This window comes from Spirosoma sp. SC4-14, from assembly GCF_037201965.1.
Classification (GTDB): domain Bacteria; phylum Bacteroidota; class Bacteroidia; order Cytophagales; family Spirosomataceae; genus Spirosoma.
This window is the reverse complement of the sequence record NZ_CP147518.1, coordinates 898578-916427: the sequence shown is the minus strand read 5'-3', so window position 1 is coordinate 916427 and position 17850 is coordinate 898578. Positions and strand designations below refer to the sequence as shown.

11 protein-coding genes and 1 CRISPR repeat array are annotated in these 17850 nt (G+C 50.9%); of the genes, 4 read left to right on the top strand and 7 right to left on the bottom strand.

Annotated elements, in window-relative coordinates; genetic code table 11:
• Positions 1 to 14: 14 nt before the first annotated feature.
• The 4 genes from casB to WBJ53_RS03805 form a co-directional block, all read right to left on the bottom strand.
• Entirely contained in the window at positions 15 to 614 is a 600-nt protein-coding gene (gene casB / locus WBJ53_RS03820) for a type I-E CRISPR-associated protein Cse2/CasB (protein ID WP_338874728.1), read from the bottom strand.
• Positions 611 to 2254, bottom strand: coding sequence for a type I-E CRISPR-associated protein Cse1/CasA (gene casA, locus WBJ53_RS03815; RefSeq protein ID WP_338874727.1), 1644 nt, complete (start codon positions 2252 to 2254; stop codon positions 611 to 613). The genes casB and casA overlap by 4 nt, the downstream gene beginning before the upstream one ends.
• A gap of 8 nt (positions 2255 to 2262) precedes the next feature.
• Positions 2263 to 5118 (bottom strand): CRISPR-associated helicase Cas3', encoded by a 2856-nt coding sequence (gene cas3 / locus WBJ53_RS03810; protein WP_338874726.1) that lies wholly within the window; start codon positions 5116 to 5118, stop codon positions 2263 to 2265.
• Positions 5119 to 5191: 73 nt separating this feature from the next.
• Positions 5192 to 6184 carry a WYL domain-containing transcriptional regulator gene (locus WBJ53_RS03805; RefSeq protein ID WP_338874725.1) on the bottom strand — a complete coding sequence of 331 codons (993 nt, stop codon included), beginning with the start codon at positions 6182 to 6184 and terminating at the stop codon, positions 5192 to 5194.
• Positions 6185 to 6335: 151 nt separating this feature from the next.
• Here WBJ53_RS03805 and cas1e point away from each other — a divergent pair, with 151 nt between their 5' ends.
• Together cas1e and cas2e are read left to right on the top strand one after the other, a co-directional pair.
• Positions 6336 to 7304 (top strand): type I-E CRISPR-associated endonuclease Cas1e, encoded by a 969-nt coding sequence (gene cas1e / locus WBJ53_RS03800; RefSeq protein ID WP_338874724.1) that lies wholly within the window; start codon positions 6336 to 6338, stop codon positions 7302 to 7304.
• Complete coding sequence (gene cas2e, locus WBJ53_RS03795) at positions 7301 to 7585, top strand: type I-E CRISPR-associated endoribonuclease Cas2e (RefSeq protein ID WP_338874723.1); 285 nt, start codon at positions 7301 to 7303, stop codon at positions 7583 to 7585. Before cas1e ends, cas2e begins: the two co-directional genes overlap by 4 nt.
• A 46-nt stretch (positions 7586 to 7631) precedes the next feature.
• A CRISPR array of direct repeats spans positions 7632 to 9914; the repeat unit is 29 nt; unit sequence ATTTTCCCTACACGCGTGGGGATGAACCG.
• A gap of 88 nt (positions 9915 to 10002) precedes the next feature.
• On the opposite strand, the gene WBJ53_RS03790 is transcribed toward cas2e, so the two are convergent.
• Positions 10003 to 10890, bottom strand: coding sequence for a dienelactone hydrolase family protein (locus WBJ53_RS03790; RefSeq protein WP_338874721.1), 888 nt, complete (start codon positions 10888 to 10890; stop codon positions 10003 to 10005).
• A 245-nt stretch (positions 10891 to 11135) separates the two neighbouring features.
• Positions 11136 to 13649 carry a PAS domain-containing protein gene (locus tag WBJ53_RS03785; RefSeq protein ID WP_338874720.1) on the bottom strand — a complete coding sequence of 838 codons (2514 nt, stop codon included), beginning with the start codon at positions 13647 to 13649 and terminating at the stop codon, positions 11136 to 11138.
• Between the two features lie 517 nt (positions 13650 to 14166).
• Between WBJ53_RS03785 and WBJ53_RS03780 the strand changes: the two genes are divergently transcribed.
• A complete protein-coding gene (locus WBJ53_RS03780) occupies positions 14167 to 15555 on the top strand; it encodes a sulfatase (RefSeq protein ID WP_338874719.1) in 1389 nt (462 codons plus the stop codon).
• On the opposite strand, the gene WBJ53_RS03775 is transcribed toward WBJ53_RS03780, so the two are convergent.
• On the bottom strand, positions 15550 to 15675 hold the full coding sequence (locus tag WBJ53_RS03775; RefSeq protein ID WP_338874718.1) for a hypothetical protein: 126 nt from the start codon (positions 15673 to 15675) through the stop codon (positions 15550 to 15552). The genes WBJ53_RS03780 and WBJ53_RS03775 overlap by 6 nt on opposite strands.
• A gap of 480 nt (positions 15676 to 16155) precedes the next feature.
• On the opposite strand from WBJ53_RS03775, the gene WBJ53_RS03770 reads away from it, so the two are divergent.
• Positions 16156 to 17838 (top strand): sensor histidine kinase, encoded by a 1683-nt coding sequence (locus WBJ53_RS03770; RefSeq protein ID WP_338874717.1) that lies wholly within the window; start codon positions 16156 to 16158, stop codon positions 17836 to 17838.
• Positions 17839 to 17850: the final 12 nt, after the last annotated feature.

Below are 17850 nucleotides of genomic sequence, written 5' to 3'. Positions count from 1 at the left end.
AATTGATTTGTGGTTTATACGTTGGTTTGGTTGATAACTTCGGGCGTTTCAGTGGCCGACTCGGTCAATTCGCCACCAGCGGCCTGCCAGTAGTCCCGTGCCCAGCGTCGGCGGGTGTCGTCAGTGTCCCAGTATAATAGATCAGCTAACAGCACCGAAAAATCAATAGGAATGCGTTTATCGGCCGTAGCAATCCGCTGAATGATATTCCTAAGCGGCACGGCTAAATCTTCGGCTGGTGTATCCAATAGGGAAGAAAAACGCATATCCAGACTCTCCTGCCCCACACTAAGCCCATTTCGTAACAGCCGAAGCGAAGCCCCCATTGACCGTTTTTTCGTGTCTCCGTTAAAGCGAGGCAGTTTTAGCTGGTTGCTTTTATCCCAGAACTTGGTGGCATAGAGTGCGAATAGAGTGGCCATAAGCCGATAGGTGTCAAATACGATCTCGTTGCCGCTGGGCAGGTGTTGGCCCAGAATACGCACATCGCGGAAATCACCCAAAGGGTCTGTGGCAGCCCGGCGTAGTTCGGCCAGATTAGCGCGACCAGTGGGGCCCTGCTGTCGTTCCAGAAAGCTGATAAAATCAGCCTGTTCTTTCGTAAATTGATTCATACTGTTTCGGGTTTATTGCTTTTATCGGATTTAGGGTAAAGCGTTCCAAGCCTCAGCACCAGTTCTGCTTCGGCCTGAGCCTGTAGTGTACGAGCATCCTGCTGGAACGACTCCAGAGCCTGACGAAGGGCCTTTTGTGCAGTCTGCCGAAGCGTTGTTTGCCAGCGGTGTTGTAGATTTTGTAACTCCTCACCTTCGACAGATAGTGTAGCAACCTGCCCCAGAAAGGTATCGAACACACTGCCCAGTGCCAGCCAGTAACGACTTTCGGCATCAATCATCTGTACGAAGGCATCGCGGTCAGACTGCTCTGCTCTTTGTAACCTTGTTCTTTCAACCTTACCATTTTTATTCGACTCATATGGCTTATTGAGCCGACTACGATTTGCAAATGCACGTACAGCCTCACGTAATTTAAGTGCCATCTTTTTAGCATCATTGATATGAGGATTCGGTGTGTCAAGCATCTCTTGAAGAGCGTTCCATCGACCGACTTCATTAATGATGCTTGGATAGATTGTTACACGCTCCTGCCGCCACATATGTATTTTACCCGCTTGAGTATCATCATTGATGAGTCCAAATACGTCTACCAAAAAAGGCGTATCTGTAGTCAAATCTAGTTCCACAAGCGTAGATGGGTCGGAAAGCCATTCAAATGTCCGAGGGGGATGATCGTTTGAACTAGAGGACATCATATATATGATGCTATCACGCCATAATGCTCTAGAAAGAGAAAGCCTTAATGGAGTAGGACCATTATCCGTTTTTCGATATGCAAGGTACGGGTCATGAAAGAGGAGATTCATTGTACTTCCTTGATTGCATCGAACACCGGTAACTATGCTTAAATCACTAACTACTAATTGAAAACGACGGCTTTGAAATGTAAACAAGTCGCTAATTCCAGCAACTTGTCGGTTTTGAAGAGGTGCTGGTGCAGTATCTGCTACCCACGTTGCCAAACCTTGTCCGTGTCGCGGGTTCCCCCATACTTTTTCAGTGGGTGACAGGTTTAGCAAGAGAGTTCTAAAAAGGCAAAAATCAGTGTCTTTTCGCCCTCGTATCCAAAAAATTGCCTTTGATATTAATGGGCCATGACTATAGTAGAAAGGTTTGGCAGCCCCGCCACTCACCGCGAACGCTTGTGATGCAACTAATGCTCTTGCCACTTCGGCAAACGTCATAGTTTGAGAAACGCTGTCGAGGTCATGGCTAAAGAGTAGGGCGTTGTTGCCACTCGTGGCTGCGTGTTGTAGCCGCGATAACGGCGAAATCTCTTTGGCATCAGTTTGCGGATGGCCGAAGAAGGGTCGCACCGGCGACAGCAAATCGAAATGCGTAGAATACTGACGTAAATAGTCATCAACCCTATTGGCATCGAACTGTCCGGCATCCCAGGCTTTAAACCAGTCCGTTTCGTTAGCCAGTTCGGGAAGGGCCGAGGCTACCAGCGCGGCCAGTAGCCGGTTGAGCGAAATGGTCTCCAGTGGGTTGTCAGTAGCCAGTTCGGCAATATCGTGCGCCCGGATAAGGGCTTCGCGTAACCCCACCGCTGATGGTGGAGCCGTTCCGGCGTATCGGCCCCCGCGCCACCTAACTGGTAGCCAGGGTTCATCGAGAAGGTTATAAGTGGTCATGATTGGTATTAGGGTTTATCGTAAATCAACCCCAGCCGGTCATTCAATTCGATGTGAATACCACCGACCGTGGCTGTGTAATCGGTAAGCTCGATAAGTTGAAAGCGTTTGAGTAGCCGGTTTTCTTCCTGTTGTTTCTGCCAGTCTTCGTTAGGTTCCTTCCACAAGGCCGAGATAATACCACCATGACTAATTCGGACGGCCGCACCGAAAATAGACCGGAGCAGATCAACAGGCATGTACTGTTTTTTGCCACGCCGAATCAACGTGTCACCATTAGGCGTTAGGCTCCAACCGTCGTTAGTGCGGTGTAGTAGCAATACTTCGGCGTTAACGCCTTCGGGGTCGCGGGTAAATGCCTGCAAATGGGCGGGCACGTTGCCGTTCGGATTGTCTTCGTCTTCGGTCAGCAGGTTCTCTTTCGCCTGAAATAAATCCTGCATGTGATTTGGCGGAGGAATCAGTCGTCCATCGGCATCAGCCTGCTGCCGTCCATTCCGTGCGCTCCAATCTTCATTGGCCTTTTCGTAATCAGCCTGAGTCGCAGGGGTTAACGGGTAAGGAAAGCTAAATTCCTGGTCATAAACGCGCTCAACCAGTTCACGATAACCGGGTAGCGTTCCATCGCCCAACGGCAACGCCCAGCCTTTGCTTTGCCGTAAGACTGACCAGGTTTGCCACAACAGCTTACGGCCATAAATGCGCCCCTTAGCCGACAACTCATCTACATCAGGCAGGTCGCCCGACTCGGCTTCCGGGCAGGCAATGTACAGCATAGGGCTTTCGTAGCCTGTGGGTCGGTTGTCGCGGTGATGGCGGTGTAGCCGCCCGGCCCGTTGCAACAGCAAGTCCACCGGGGCCAGATCAGTAATCATGGCATCAGCATCGAGGTCCAGACTTTGCTCGATTACTTGTGTTCCCACCAGCAAGCCAGAACGGTCGGGACGTTTGGGGCCAAATCGTTCGCGAGCTTTTTCTTCCCGCTGCTGCCGCCATGCCTGTGGCATACGGGCGTGAAGCAGGAGCCGGTCTTCTGGCGGCAGCAACGTATCGTTATCTAACAGATCGAATAATTGCTGCGCCCGATCTACTTTATTACAGATAATCAGCACCGTAGCCCCTTCGCTAATAAGTGTTCGCGCCAGATTAGCCATTGTGGCAATTTCCTCTGAACACCACTGAAAATGGAGCCGTTGACCTCGTCGGCTATCAGGTTTAAAGGGATGAACGGCCATCTTGCCCCCAGCCGACTGCCAGGTAACCGGATAAGGAGCCAATGATGTGTCACTTTCCAAATCGGGCGGTGTACCCCAGGCGGTGAGCATTTGCCGACGCGCTTCACCGGGCAATGTGGCCGACAAGACCACTACGTTGATGTCCAACGCCCGAAGCCACGGTAGCAATCGCCCAAAAAGGGTGTTCATGTAGGTATCGTAGGCATGGACTTCATCGAAAATAATGGTCTTACCGCAGAGTGCGAAGAGCCGCAGAAAGAAGTGTTTGGCGAATAGAACGCCCAAAAAAAGTTGATCTACCGTACCGACGCCATAAGGCACCAGTAACGCCCGCTTTTTGGGCATAAACCACGAGAGTAGCCGGTTTTTAGCCCCTGTGTCGCCCGGTAATGTTCGTTCGTCATCATCGTCATCTACGATGGAAGCGGTCAGGTTTTCCACGTCTAACAGGGAAAGGGCATCGTCGCGCAGCAGGTCATTTCCGTGTACGAGCCGCAAGGCTGCAGCCTCCTCCCCTACGTGTGCCCCCAGCAATTGTTGTTCCTTATCCCCCTTCAGAAAAGTCGCCAGCCGAGGAAACAATCCATCGGAGGTCGATTGCGAAGGCATAGCGGCATAAATACCCTGGCCGAATCGCCCGGCCAGATAAAAAGCTGCTTCGGTTTTGCCCTCGCCGGTGGGTGCTTCCACAATAAGCAAATTAGGAACGTTGGTATCTAAAACCACATCACGGGCAATTTCCTGTAATGGTCGGGGCTTGTTACCAAAATGTGCTTCAAACGATTCGACTCGAAGCCCGGCCTGATGTTTCAGACCGGCCACTTCATACGCCTTCAGTGCGCCTTCATGGCTACTTTTCAGGTAATTCGCCAAATCGTCGTCGGCCTGTACTTTGTGGTCATAGCAGGTTTGCATAGAACCCAGCCAATCGGCCAGGGTCGCCCAGCCTGCAAACGCCATCATCCAATCGGGCCAGCCTGTTCCTGAACGGCGATCAATGGCCTTTTGGTAACGGATCAGGGGCCAATCGGCATCCCATGCGTTGAAAACGGCATTCGCTAAATCAAGCTGTGTCTGTTTCCAGTGACTGTCTCCCAAAACCGCTACAATCCGTCTGTCTTCTGCCACCCCATCGGTGATTCGCCGTAAGCTTAACTTACCATGATGAATACCTACACAGGTAGCCAGCGCATCGAGCAGAAATTCGGGCAGTGGTTTACCCATACGGTCTTCATCAATATTAGGGTGCAACCAACGGCGAACAATGGCGATGGATGCATGCCCGTGATGCAGTCGATTCGCTTCGGGGTGAATGTGCAGCCCAGCATCAGCTAACTTTTTAACAACTTCCGGTGCTGCGCCCGGTATGCCCTGAAAACTTGGAATGCCCTTGCCAAGATCATGTAAACCAATCCAAATGCTGAGGAACCGGCCAGCATCGTCCAGCGACATACCGAGGGCGTCGGCCATTTTTTGTTTGAGCGAAAGGGGCAGAAAGTTGTCCCAAAGTATCTGGGCGGCACTGCCTACGTCAATGAGGTGCGCCCAGAGCGGGTGGGTCCAATCGTCGGGCAACCCGTCGATTTTTTCCCGGTTGGTTTTGGCCCAGAAGAGCCGCCAGGTTTCCATAAAAAAGGGAGTTGGTTGATACGGCGGGAAAGCTACGTCGGAACCGTGCCGTGAGTGGACATTTTCGTGTCCACTAATCGTTCTGATAGCGGGCTAGCAACTCTTCGGACTCTTGCCGGAGCCGCACACGCAGTTCGGCGGGTTCCAGCACGGTAACACCTACGCCCCAGCTCTGACAGAACGCCCGCACTTCTTCAAACCCCTCGAGTTCATAGGAGACCACCAGCCGACCGTCGGGGCGTTCGGTTTCGATCTGCTGTGAGCTATGGTATTGTCGTTCGCGGAAGTAGCGGGCTTTCTCGGGTTCTACCAGCAACCGAAGTGTATAGACTTCGCCCGAATTGATAGCCCCCATCGATGCCCAGAAGTAAGTATCCGGATCGAAGTCGCCTGGTATCTCAAAATAGTCTTCGGGGCAAGGCTCAACCTGGCTGATTCGCGTTAAGCCAAAGTTACGAATCGCCTGTCGCTCATGACACCAGGCAATCAGCAGCCAGGCCCTTCCGCGTTTCACAAAACAGTAGGGGTCAATCTTTCGACCAATCGAATCGGTACCGGTTTTAGCCGTGTGGTAGTTAACTCTGACAGACTGTCGCTCATCCATAGCGGCTTCCAGCGCCCGGAAATTTTCGAGCGCTATGAGGTCAGTAGGTGAATTGTCGAAATGCCATTCCTGTAAGGGTTCTTCCAGGTCAAAGACATAGGTAACTGGTCGTGCTCGCTCCAGCAATTTGTCGAAAGCCCGTTTGAGGGGTTCAAAGTGGGGCGTTCCGGCCAGAACCGACCGGCTGGCTTTGGCTGCAATGGCCAGTGCCCGGAGTTCACTATTATCGAAATCAAGGGCGGGAATCTGAACGTGCTGGCGGTCGGTAGGGAGCGAGAAGATGCGTTCTCTTCCGCTTCGGTGTTCCTGTATAGGCAATCCCTCCTGCTTTAATTGTCTAAGTAGTCGCTGTACTTGTTTATGACTTAAGCCAGTAAGATCTCGAAGCTGGCTGTAGGTAGGTTGCTGGCCGCTCTGTAAACAGTGGCGAATGACCGCAAGGGATGAGGTGGGTTGAGGCATGGTATGGTTTAGGCGTGTGAATAGGCGAATATTAGGAAAATGTCTTCATATTACAAATAGTCTGTTTTGAGTAAGAGGTGGCTGGACACGCAGATGTCCACTCAGATGGATGGGTGAATACAACTTTGGGCGCACATCTTAAACTTTTTGTATGAAATACAAACATGCTATGCGCGATCTACCCAAAATCAGGGATTCACTGTCGCACCTCTACTTTGAGTATGGCCACCTCGAACAGTCGAAGCTGGGCGTCGAATTTGTCAATAAACAAGGGAGCATTCCGGTGCCAGTGGCCAGTCTGGCCGCCTTGTTGCTGGGCCCCGGCACAACAGTAACCCACGGGGCCATCCGAACCGTTACGGAGGCTGGTTGTTCCATCGTTTGGTGTGGCGAACAGGGCGTTCGCTGTTACGCACAGGGCGTTGGCGAAACCCACAAGGCATACCGACTGATGCGGCAGGCCGAATTATCAGCGACTCCCGAACTGCGCCAACAGGTTATCGAACGCATGTATCGGGCACGTTTCCCTGAGCCACTGCCGCCAGGGCTACGAATCGAACAGATTCGGGGGCGGGAAGGCATTCGTGTTCGGCAAGCTTACGCCGATGCCGCCCGGCGGTTTGGCGTAGAATGGAATGGGCGAAGTTATAACCGAACAGATTGGAACGATACTGATCCGGTAAACAAAGCTCTTTCGTCGGCCAATGCCTGTTTACATGGGTTAGTCCATGCGGCCTTACTTTCTTCGGGCTACTCTCCGGCACTGGGTTTCATTCACCAGGGCAAACAGTTATCTTTTGTGTATGACATTGCCGACCTATATAAGATGCAGGTGACGGTGCCGGTGGCGTTTTCGGTGATTGCCGAAGGAGTCTCTAAGCCGGAAACGTTAGTTCGTAAACGTTGCCGGGATGCGTTCACGAATTTGAAACTGCTACACCGTATTGTTCCCGATGTTGACAGGCTATTACGTCTGGATGTAGAATCGGAAACACCCGACGGCTTCGATCCCGATGATGATCCCGCTTTGCCAACTCCCTGGTGGAGTACACCGGATTCTAAAGACCGCCATATGGCCGGATTATCGGATCAGAAACCTACTAAACATCTAGAACTATGATGGTGTTGATTGTCGAGCGGGTTTCGCCTTCGTTGCGGGGCGACCTGGGGCGATGGCTGATTGAAGTTCAGGCAGGCGTGTTTGTTGGTCGAGTAAGCGAATTAGTTCGTGAGGCACTCTGGGAGCGAGCAACCAATCGAGTCGACGAAGGAACGGTTACAATGCTCTGGCGAACTAATAACGAACAGGGCTTTGATATGCGGACGTGGCAACCTAAACAATATGTACCAATTAATATTGAGGGCATCTGGTTAACTTTGCGTCCGGTTGCCAACACATAACGTTCGTTCGGGCCATAAAATCGGCATATACGCTCAAATTTTCAGTATTTTCCCTACACGCGTGGGGATGAACCGATCATTTCTTACATGCGCAAGGATCTGGATGCATTTTCCCTACACGCGTGGGGATGAACCGAGTGTGGCTTTAAGTTCATCGGTTTTGCTACTATTTTCCCTACACGCGTGGGGATGAACCGACCACAGGTCCGGGCTGAAAGAGCATAACGACATTTTCCCTACACGCGTGGGGATGAACCGGCCCTGTTTGTTATCGTCTGCCCACGGATCACATTTTCCCTACACGCGTGGGGATGAACCGAGTGGATGAAAACGGATACGTTACCCTACAGAATTTTCCCTACACGCGTGGGGATGAACCGCAAAACTAGACAGTCAGGAACCCATCAATGCCATTTTCCCTACACGCGTGGGGATGAACCGGGCTATTCTCGAATAACTCTGCCATTAATGCCATTTTCCCTACACGCGTGGGGATGAACCGTAGCGACCCCACCACCGGACAAACGACAATGTATTTTCCCTACACGCGTGGGGATGAACCTGCTACGAGCATGATTTTAATACACGGGTATTTTCCCTACACGCGTGGGGATGAACCGTCAAAGAAGTAGGAGCAAACAAGCGCGTTAAAATTTTCCCTACACGCGTGGGGATGAACCGGTATACTGTCTGTCCTATCTTGAATTTATGGGATTTCCCCTACACGCGTGGGGATGAACCGATCTCAGAAAACAGTGAGAGCCACGGCGGAGCATTTTCCCTACACGCGTGGGGATGAACCGTCTGTCGATATTAACTATTCTCAACGAGACTTATTTTCCCTACACGCGTGGGGATGAACCGGTGAATTGGGCCAGCTTAATCGAGTCGCCCAGATTTTCCCTACACGCGTGGGGATGAACCGCTACTCGATAGTGGTCAACTACCTATGAGCTTATTTTCCCTACACGCGTGGGGATGAACCGAAGCGGACTGGGTTTTTCTTCAGTTTGCGTTGATTTTCCCTACACGCGTGGGGATGAACCGTGCCATAGGTTCAGTCGTTATGGTGTGCAGATATTTTCCCTACACGCGTGGGGATGAACCGCCGAAATGAACAAGGCCGGTATTCAGGGGATTATTTTCCCTACACGCGTGGGGATGAACCGGAATAGACCTGACCACCAGAAGGGAATGAGCACATTTTCCCTACACGCGTGGGGATGAACCGCCTTAAAGGGAGACTGGAAGTTAGTATCTTTTATTTTCCCTACACGCGTGGGGATGAACCGTTGGACTATTGCATTTAGGTGGTGCTCAATACATTTTCCCTACACGCGTGGGGATGAACCGAGCGAATCGAAGAGCTTGAGCGGGAGAATGAAATTTTCCCTACACGCGTGGGGATGAACCGCCCTTCGGCATTCTGCCGGGGCTGTGGGTTCGATTTTCCCTACACGCGTGGGGATGAACCGATAGGATCGACACCGCTAGATCCTCTATTGAGATTTTCCCTACACGCGTGGGGATGAACCGGATGCCAAGCAGAGCGAAATCGACGCGGCTAAATTTTCCCTACACGCGTGGGGATGAACCGTACTCGGCTCTGCCTGCGTCGTCGCTCATGAGATTTTCCCTACACGCGTGGGGATGAACCGCAATGGGGGTTTCGGAATCGAAACTCAACAAAATTTTCCCTACACGCGTGGGGATGAACCGTTGCTAAGCAGATATTCCAGGCGTTCGATTGCATTTTCCCTACACGCGTGGGGATGAACCGATCAGTAGTTTTTTCATGGTTAGAACAGGGGGATTTTCCCTACACGCGTGGGGATGAACCGCCCTACAGCAATTACCAGAAACAGAGCGAAACATTTTCCCTACACGCGTGGGGATGAACCGGTGATTCGAATGGCTGTGTTATGCAGGCCGATATTTTCCCTACACGCGTGGGGATGAACCGGAAAGTTGGTATAATGAAACGGTCATACCGGAATTTTCCCTACACGCGTGGGGATGAACCGATCTTTAGAACACATAGAGTAATCAAACTTAGATTTTCCCTACACGCGTGGGGATGAATGCGCGGTGTCTTCCGGCGAACCCACTACCGGCAAATTTTCCCTACACGCGTGGGGATGAACCGGGCAGCGGCAAGCGGCTCAACTGGCCGTTACGATTTTCCCTACACGCGTGGGGATGAACCGACTACCCGCAGTACCCCTACGAGGCTAACGATATTTTCCCTACACGCGTGGGGATGAACCGGTAATTGGGCTGCTTAAGATGCTGCTGACCTAATTTTCCCTACACGCGTGGGGATGAACCGACATGGAAAATCCGGTAAAAGTTGGGGAGCTAATACAAGACATAGTCTTCCCGGTAGCGCCCCATTTTAATGCTCATCACGCCAACCTCTAAGCTAGCTTTTGTTTGAAAAAGTCGATGGTTCGCTGCCAGGCTAGTTCGGCAGCCGCTTTGTCGTAGCGCGGGGTGGTGTCGTTATGAAAGCCGTGGTTGGCGCCCGCATAGGTATATGCCTGATACGACTTGTGGTCCTTCTTCAACGCTTCTTCGTAGGCAGGCCAGCCCTGGGTGATTCGGGTGTCGAGTTCGGCGTAGTGCAACAATAAGGGCGCTTTGATTTTAGCGACGTCCTCAGCCGACGGCTGACTGCCATAGAAAGGAACGGCAGCCGCCAGATCGGGCATCCGCACAGCCATCATGTTGGATACCCAGCCGCCAAAACAGAAACCGACAACGCCTACTTTTCCATTACAGTCGGGGCTGTTTTTCAGGTATTCGGCAGCGGCAATGAAATCTTCGAGCATTTCGTCGCGGTTGCGTTTGCTCTGCATTTCCCGGCCCGCATCGTCGTTACCCGGATAACCGCCCAGCGGAGTCAGCGCGTCGGGAGCCAGCGAAACAAATCCGGCCAGGGCCGCCCGACGACCTACGTCTTCAATGTAGGGGTTGAGTCCTCGGTTTTCGTGAACGACAACGATCCCCCCCAGTTTGCCTTTCGCATTGACGGGTTTCGACAGCAAGCCTTTGATGGAGCCTCCCCCTTTGGGCGACGGATAATTAATAAATTCAGATTTCAGACGGGGATCGTCGGATTTGACCTGAAGGGTGTTTTTGTAGTCGGGCATCAGAAAACTCATCAGTGCCGTAACCGTAAGACCGCCCACAGCATAGGCCGACAGTTTCTGGACAAAGTCGCGCCGGTCGATCCGGCTGTGCGCGTAGTCGTCGTAGAGATCGAAAACCTCCTGTTTAATGTCTTCTTTACGAATTGTAGGCATGTCGATTTAGGATTGACTGGTTTTTAAGAGAATGTATAGCGCCTAACGTTCCGTATGAAGCTGAAATTGAGCTTACATTCGAATCAGGCTGCTATTTTGACTTGATACCGAAAGCTATCTTTTTTTTGCTGAAATAGCCAGTTTCGACTACCGCCAATATAGAACAAATGTGGTTGTGAGCCCTGTTTACCAGCCATTGAAACCGTACCTCCCCTTGCGGCACACCTGATCATAAGCCCATTGCCCTATACTGGCAGATATACGCAAAATGTAGCGCCTTTGCCCGGTTGGCTTCGTGCACTGATCCAGCCTCCGTGATTTTCGGCAACCCGTTGACAAATGGCCAGGCCGATGCCGGAACCCGGAATTTTGTCGCCCGCATGTACCCGTTGAAACACCAGAAAGATACGATCCAGATACCGCTCATCGAAACCAATACCCTGGTCGGTAATGCAAATGCAGTGAAATTGCGATGCGGTACTGGCTGGCCGACTTTCGGCGGGTAATTCGTCTCGTTCCCGTAATGCATAATCGATCTGAATATACGGTTGCCGATCGGGCGGGGTAAACTTAATCGCATTCGACAGCAGGTTCTGGAGTAACTGATGCAGTTGTGTTTCGTCTCCTCTAACAACGGCCAGTTTATCGGCCCGAACAATGGCATTGCGTTCCTGAATAGCTAACGCCAGCGAATCAAATACATTGGACAGGATCGCATCGAGCGAAACCGCATTAAAGGCTTGCTGCCGGGTAGCAATCTGCGAATAGGCCAACAGATCCCTGATCAGCGTCGACATTCGCGAACCGGCTGCGTTGATCCGGTCCAGATAATGCGTTGCATCTTGGTCTAACCGACCGGCAAACCGCTCGGAAAGTAGTGTGGTAAAAGATTGTATTTTCCGTAATGGCTCCTGCAAATCGTGGCTGGCGATGTAGGCAAACTGTTGCAAGCTGTTATTGGAACGTTTAAGATCCTGGTTTGCCCGTAAGAGTTCCTGCGTCCGTTCCTGCACGTGCAAATCTAATTCATCGACCAGATCCCGGTATCGTTGCTGGCTGCTTTCCAACTCCTGCCGGGCCAGATAGCGATCTGTTACGTCGACGGCCATATTCAAAATGGCATATACCTGTCCCTGTGCATCGAACAGGGGCTGATAGACGAAATTAAACCAGGAAGTTTGCAGCCGACCATTAACTACCAGACTGGCAGGCTGCTCATTGCTCCGGTATGCCTTACCGGTACTATAAACGACATTCAGCAGGGGAATAAATGGTTGACCTTCCAGTTCGGGCAACGCATCAGCCAGTTTCTGCCCAACAACGGTCGGGGTTTTCCCCCAAAGCTGAATCATGGCTTCATTAGCTACCGATATGATCAGATCGGCGGTTTCGTAGACGGCAATGGCAAATGGCGCATCCTGAATGAGCCCCCGAAAGCGGGCTTCACTTTTTTCGATAGCCCGACGGGCCTGAACCTGCTCCGTAACTTCAATGGCCAGAATCATGATTCCCGTAATCTGCCCATCCGAATTTCGGACGGGGGTGTAGCTAAAATCAAAATAAGCTTCTTCCAGTTGGCCCTGCCTCACCAGTTTCGCCAACACGCCACTCCCGTAGTACGGTTTACCAGTAGCATATACATCTTCGAGTAGTTGGATAAAAGGCTGATTTTTCAATTCTGGCAGCGCATCGATCAACCGCATCCCGGTTATAGACGGATCTTTTCCCCATATATCAAAAAGTCTTGCATTACCAATTTCAATAATCATCTCGCTGCCTTTCAACTGGCCAATAGCCATTGGAGCCTGCTCCACAATAGAGCGAAAGCGGGCTTCACTGGCCAGAAGTTCTTGCTGGGCCTGGAGCTGCTGCGTTATTTCCAGGCTGAAATCGACAATACTGACACTTCCATCGGGTTCCTGCACAGGCTCGAAACTTGCATAGAAATAAGCAGTTTCCAACTGATTGTTGCGCAGAAGTGTAACCGGTATTTCGGGGGCTACAAAGCGCTGCCCCGTCTGTCGCACAGCCTCAAAGATTTCGCTAAGGCCTTGCTGAGCCAATTCGGGCAACGCTTCCAGGAGTGGCTTGCCCTGCATTTGCTCAACCCGACGGCCCGCCATTTCCGCAATCCGATCGTTAACCAGTTCAAACACATGATCGGGGCCACGGAGTAAGCCTAACCCAATGGGGGCATGGTTAAAGAGGGTCTCAAATCGTTTTCGATTCGTTTCCAGGGCTATTTTTTCAAGCCGATGGCGCTCTTCGGCCAAGTGCAGCTTCCCGGTCAGTTTTCGGAGCTCTACGAGTCGAACAATTTGCCGCGACAGCGTTCTGAGGGACAGAAGCTGCCTGTTGGTAAGTTGTTTGGGTTCAGTATCGATAACAGCTAATACGCCCAGGGCAAACCCATCGGCATCGATCAGCGGAACACCCGCATAAAAAACAATGTGTGGCTCACCCGTCACCAGCGGATTATGGGCAAATCGTTCGTCGTAGCGGGCATTGGAGATAATAAGCGGCTGGGCCAAGCCGATAGCCTGAACGCAAAACGAGTCGTTGTAAGGCATTTCCCGCAGAGAAAGCCCATAGCTCGATTTAATCCACTGGCGCTTATCATCGATAAAACTAATGAGAGCAATTGGCGACTGGCAACTATCGGCGGCTAATTGAGCAAGATCGTCATAGTCCTGTTCCGGTAATGAATCGAGGATGTCGTAGCTTTTTAGAGCCGCCATCCGATTTGTTTCCTCTGACATTGAGGGCTTCTTTCCTGGATTCGTAAAGTTCAGAAAGCTACTACTCTTTTCTGAAAAAAGAAATCCGTTTGAAAGGCCATGCTATAAACTTCCTCAAAAAATTATCGATGTTGCAACTACTGCCCGCTTAATCAAAACAACTGGGGTTTGAAGCCCTCCCTTTGTTGGGCCAGCCGACAAAGGGAGGCAAACTACCAGCCATTGCCTCAGAAAAAATCCGGCTGCGTAGTATGATTCTGCCGATGTGCAGTACTACAGCTATCTAGGTAATAAGAATTATGTTTAGAGAATGAACAAAGCCTGCATCTGTTTAGATACGGGCTTTTTAGTTTTCAGGGCTGCTGCTGATGGTTCAGCAATTGGAGCAACGATCGGTATGAGCTTTCGGTACGAGAGTAATAAAAAAATGGTCGGCTCTTTTAAAAACCTATAGCCGAACGAAATCCTGCCCCTATCCAACAGAACCATCGCTCTGCTATCAGGAAGCAACCGGCTTCCGTGAAACAGTCTCAGTACTATGAGAGAAACAAAACATTGGTTAGCAACGGCAGGAATTAGCTGTTTCCTGCTCATCAGCATCATCGGACTAGGCCAAAAACCAACCCCGCCCAACATTATTTTTCTGCTCACCGACGATCAACGCTGGGATGCTTTGGGAGCCATGGGAAACCCCATTATTCAGACACCCAATCTGGATGCATTAGCTCAAAACGGAGTTCTGTTTAAGAATGCGTATGTAACTACGTCTATCTGTTGCGTAAGCAGAGCCAGTTTACTGAGCGGTCAGTACATGTCGCGGCACAAAATCAATGATTTCGATACGCCATTTAGTCCCGAAGCACTGGCACACACTTACCCGCTGCTGCTCAAACAGGCTGGGTATAAAATTGGGTTTATTGGCAAATATGGGGTGGGCACCCAAAACCAGCCCAGTCATTCATACGATTATTGGTCATGCACCCAAAAAGGGCAACCCGACTACGAGGTTCTGAATGCGGAAGGTAAGCTTATTCACGACACCGACACCATCAGCCATGACATTCAGACGTTTCTGGGACGATTTGCCAATCAGGCGGCACCGTTTTGCTTGTCGGTGAGCTTTAAAGCACCGCACGAGCTCGACGGCAACCCGCCTACTTACGTAGTCCAATCGCGTTTCAGGGATTTGTATAGCAACGTCGATATTCCACAGCCACTCACGGCCGATCCCAAATACTGGAACAGCTTTCCCGATTTTTTTCGTACTGATCAGAACATTGCCCGCGCCCGCTGGAAACCGCTGCTGTCGACGCCCGATCGACATGCCGAAACGGTGAGGAATTACTACCGGCTAATTACGGGCGTCGATGAAGCTGTTGGCAAGCTGGTTGCGCAGCTAAAGCAATTGGGATTGGACCAGAATACGATTATCGTTTTCATGGGCGACAACGGTTTTTACCTCGGCGAACATGGTATGGAAGGCAAGTGGTATGGCCATGAAGAATCGATACGGGTGCCGCTTATTATCTATGACCCTCGCTTACCAGCAAAATTCAGGGGGAGCAAACCGGCGCAGATTGCCCTCAACATCGATATAGCCCCCACTTTGTTATCGCGGGCCAATGTGCCCGTTCCGGCCCGTATGCAGGGCATTGATCTGATCGGTAGCCTGACCCATGGCACATTCAACCGGTCCGATTTTTTCTACGAACATACGTTTATGGGCAGTCCCCGACTTCCGAAAGTAGAAGGCGTTGTGAGTCCAAACCTGAAGTATATGAAGTTTATTGAGCATGGTTATGAAGAACTCTACGATACGGCGCACGACCCGCATGAAACCACCAATCTGGCGCAGGATGCCCGCTATACTCAGGCGCTAAAAAAAATGCGAAAGCGGTATGAAGTGCTCAAACGAGCTGTGCTATAATGGCTGAATATACATGCGGATCACGATGATCCGCATGTATGGATAACTACGTAGGGCAAGCACCGCGCCCGCTTCTGCATGAACAAGCTGTTCATACAGAATCAGGTCCATCAGAAGCATATCGTCTATAGCCCTGGATTAGCCAGTTCTTAGTCTATCAATCGGTGTGGAAAGCAGCGGAAAGCAGTGTTCTGATCGAGGATCGGAAAGCACTTTTACTACGCTCGGGTTAAACTAGCTACACATGCTTCTGTTTGGGGAGAAACCTCCGCCAAACCTTACTTTTTCATCTATCCTATACACCCAGGCGACCGCGTTCAAATCTGAATACGAAAAAGCAATTATTTTAACTCAACCGCGCATAAACCTTCCCAATCCGGCTTTATTCCTCACGAATCCCTGCTTTTTTCGAACGGGATAATCATCTATACCGTTGCGTCCGGTTCGCTATAGCAGAAGTTGCCGTTTTGTTGTATCATTACACAAAAAGGATTCCCGCTTACAAAAAAATACGTCTCTCAATAAATGTCATCGGTTAGTCCGTTTCGATCGTCAGGCCGGCCGGGGTGCCATAAGCTACTTACGTTCCTGAGTGTGGTTATGGCATTGCACACGTCGGCTCAAATTCCTCCTATCGGGAAGCACCTGTACGATAAGTTAGCCCAAACCCAGCAGGAGTATCGGGCAACGATGGCTACCGGCGACTCGATGCAGGTAGCTGAAGTCTGCTATCTGATGGGGAAACGGTATAGCGCTCTGGGCGACTACGTTACGGCTCAGAAATGGTTTATCCGATCGCTACGGATTCGGGAACCTCGTGGGCCCTCCGAAGCTATTGGTAAGGTTTACCTTCGGCTGGCCGAAAACCAGTTCATCCAAAACCAGCACGAGCTTTCGGTACACTATACCCGGCGTGCGATAACTAACTTTCAGCAGGTACGTTCGCTGCACGGCATGATGAGTGCCTACCTTATGGTAGGTGGCCTTTATAAACCCGATTCAACCGCGCGAGCCAAAGCCGGGGTCGCCACGTCGTTCGATAGCACGTTCTATTATTTACGAAAAGCGGAACACATAGCCCTTACCCTAAAGAAGCCGCTGGATATTGCGAACATATCGCTGTTGCTGGGCAAAGCCCTCACCGAACACGATAGAACTCAGGGACTGTCTTATCTGAAAAAAGCCTATACGATTAACCTTCAGATTGGCCTCGCCTACGGCATTATCAACAGTTCGCTGGCTCTGGCAAACTGGTATGTGGTAGCCCGGCAGCCTCTTCTGGCAAAAAAATGGCTGGACTACGCCACCTTTGTGCGCGATACGGCTCAACATGGCGATTACAGTCAAAATAAAGAACTGCACGAGTTATACTCCAGCGTCTATCGACAAACGGGCCAATGGAAATTAGCTTTTGAGCACCAGCAGAAATCTTTCCTGTTGCGTATTGAAGCCCTGAATGCCGACCGTGAAGGAGCTATTGCCCGGGCGGGTTTCCAGTATGAAAACGAAAAGAAAGAAGCACAGCTAAAAACACAGCAGAAAGAACTGGCACTTCGGCAGGAGAACCTGAAGACACAAACACTCCTCACAGTACTCATTATGGCGTTGTTTCTGATAACAGGCATTGCCTGTGCTGTTTATTACTGGCTATTCAGAAAGTATCGGCGACTTAGCGAACAAAATGCCAAACTGGTGAAAGAACAAAATCACCGGGTTAAAAACAACCTGCAATCCATTACAAACCTGCTTGGTTTACAATTTAACCGATTGACCGATGAAACTGCCCGCAAGGCAGTAGAAGAAAGTTTACTGCGGGTAGAAGCCATGGCCCTGGTGCACCAGCGCCTGTACGACGGCGATCGGCTGGTTGAAATCGATCTGGTTCAGTACGTTCCCGAACTGGTGGGGGGCGTTCTGCGCAGTTTCAGCTATGGGTATGTGCAACCTTTCTACACGCTGCCCCCGCTGTGGCTCGATGCCGACAGTGCCATCAACCTGGGGTTGCTGTTGAATGAACTGGTCACCAACGCGTGCAAATATGCATTCCCGCTTTCTAACGATCCTGCTCTGAACATTGGCTATCAGGAAGACAATGGAAAGCTGCATGTCTGGTTCTCCGACAACGGTCCCGGTTTGACGACACCTGTCAAAAAGAATTCATTTGGGATGAAGCTGATCGACATGGTCACTCAGAAACTAAAAGGCCAGAGCCAGTTCAGCTCTGACAACGGGTGCTCTTTTTCATTAACCTTCGAACTGCCTGTTATAGCTCACCCATCATAGACCACCCAGCCC

What these genes read in the sequence shown, in the direction of transcription:
- WBJ53_RS03790 (WP_338874721.1), bottom strand. Translation starts at nt 10,890, where the DNA reads ATGCCTACAATTCGTAAAGAAGACATTAAACAGGAGGTTTTCGATCTC.
- WBJ53_RS03775 (WP_338874718.1), bottom strand. Translation starts at nt 15,675, where the DNA reads ATGCTTCTGATGGACCTGATTCTGTATGAACAGCTTGTTCATGCAGAA.
- WBJ53_RS03770 (WP_338874717.1), top strand. Translation starts at nt 16,156, where the DNA reads ATGGCATTGCACACGTCGGCTCAAATTCCTCCTATCGGGAAGCACCTG.
- cas1e (WP_338874724.1), top strand. Translation starts at nt 6,336, where the DNA reads ATGAAATACAAACATGCTATGCGCGATCTACCCAAAATCAGGGATTCA.
- cas2e (WP_338874723.1), top strand. Translation starts at nt 7,301, where the DNA reads ATGATGGTGTTGATTGTCGAGCGGGTTTCGCCTTCGTTGCGGGGCGAC.
- WBJ53_RS03805 (WP_338874725.1), bottom strand. Translation starts at nt 6,184, where the DNA reads ATGCCTCAACCCACCTCATCCCTTGCGGTCATTCGCCACTGTTTACAG.
- WBJ53_RS03785 (WP_338874720.1), bottom strand. Translation starts at nt 13,649, where the DNA reads ATGTCAGAGGAAACAAATCGGATGGCGGCTCTAAAAAGCTACGACATC.
- casA (WP_338874727.1), bottom strand. Translation starts at nt 2,254, where the DNA reads ATGACCACTTATAACCTTCTCGATGAACCCTGGCTACCAGTTAGGTGG.
- casB (WP_338874728.1), bottom strand. Translation starts at nt 614, where the DNA reads ATGAATCAATTTACGAAAGAACAGGCTGATTTTATCAGCTTTCTGGAA.
- cas3 (WP_338874726.1), bottom strand. Translation starts at nt 5,118, where the DNA reads ATGGAAACCTGGCGGCTCTTCTGGGCCAAAACCAACCGGGAAAAAATC.
- WBJ53_RS03780 (WP_338874719.1), top strand. Translation starts at nt 14,167, where the DNA reads ATGAGAGAAACAAAACATTGGTTAGCAACGGCAGGAATTAGCTGTTTC.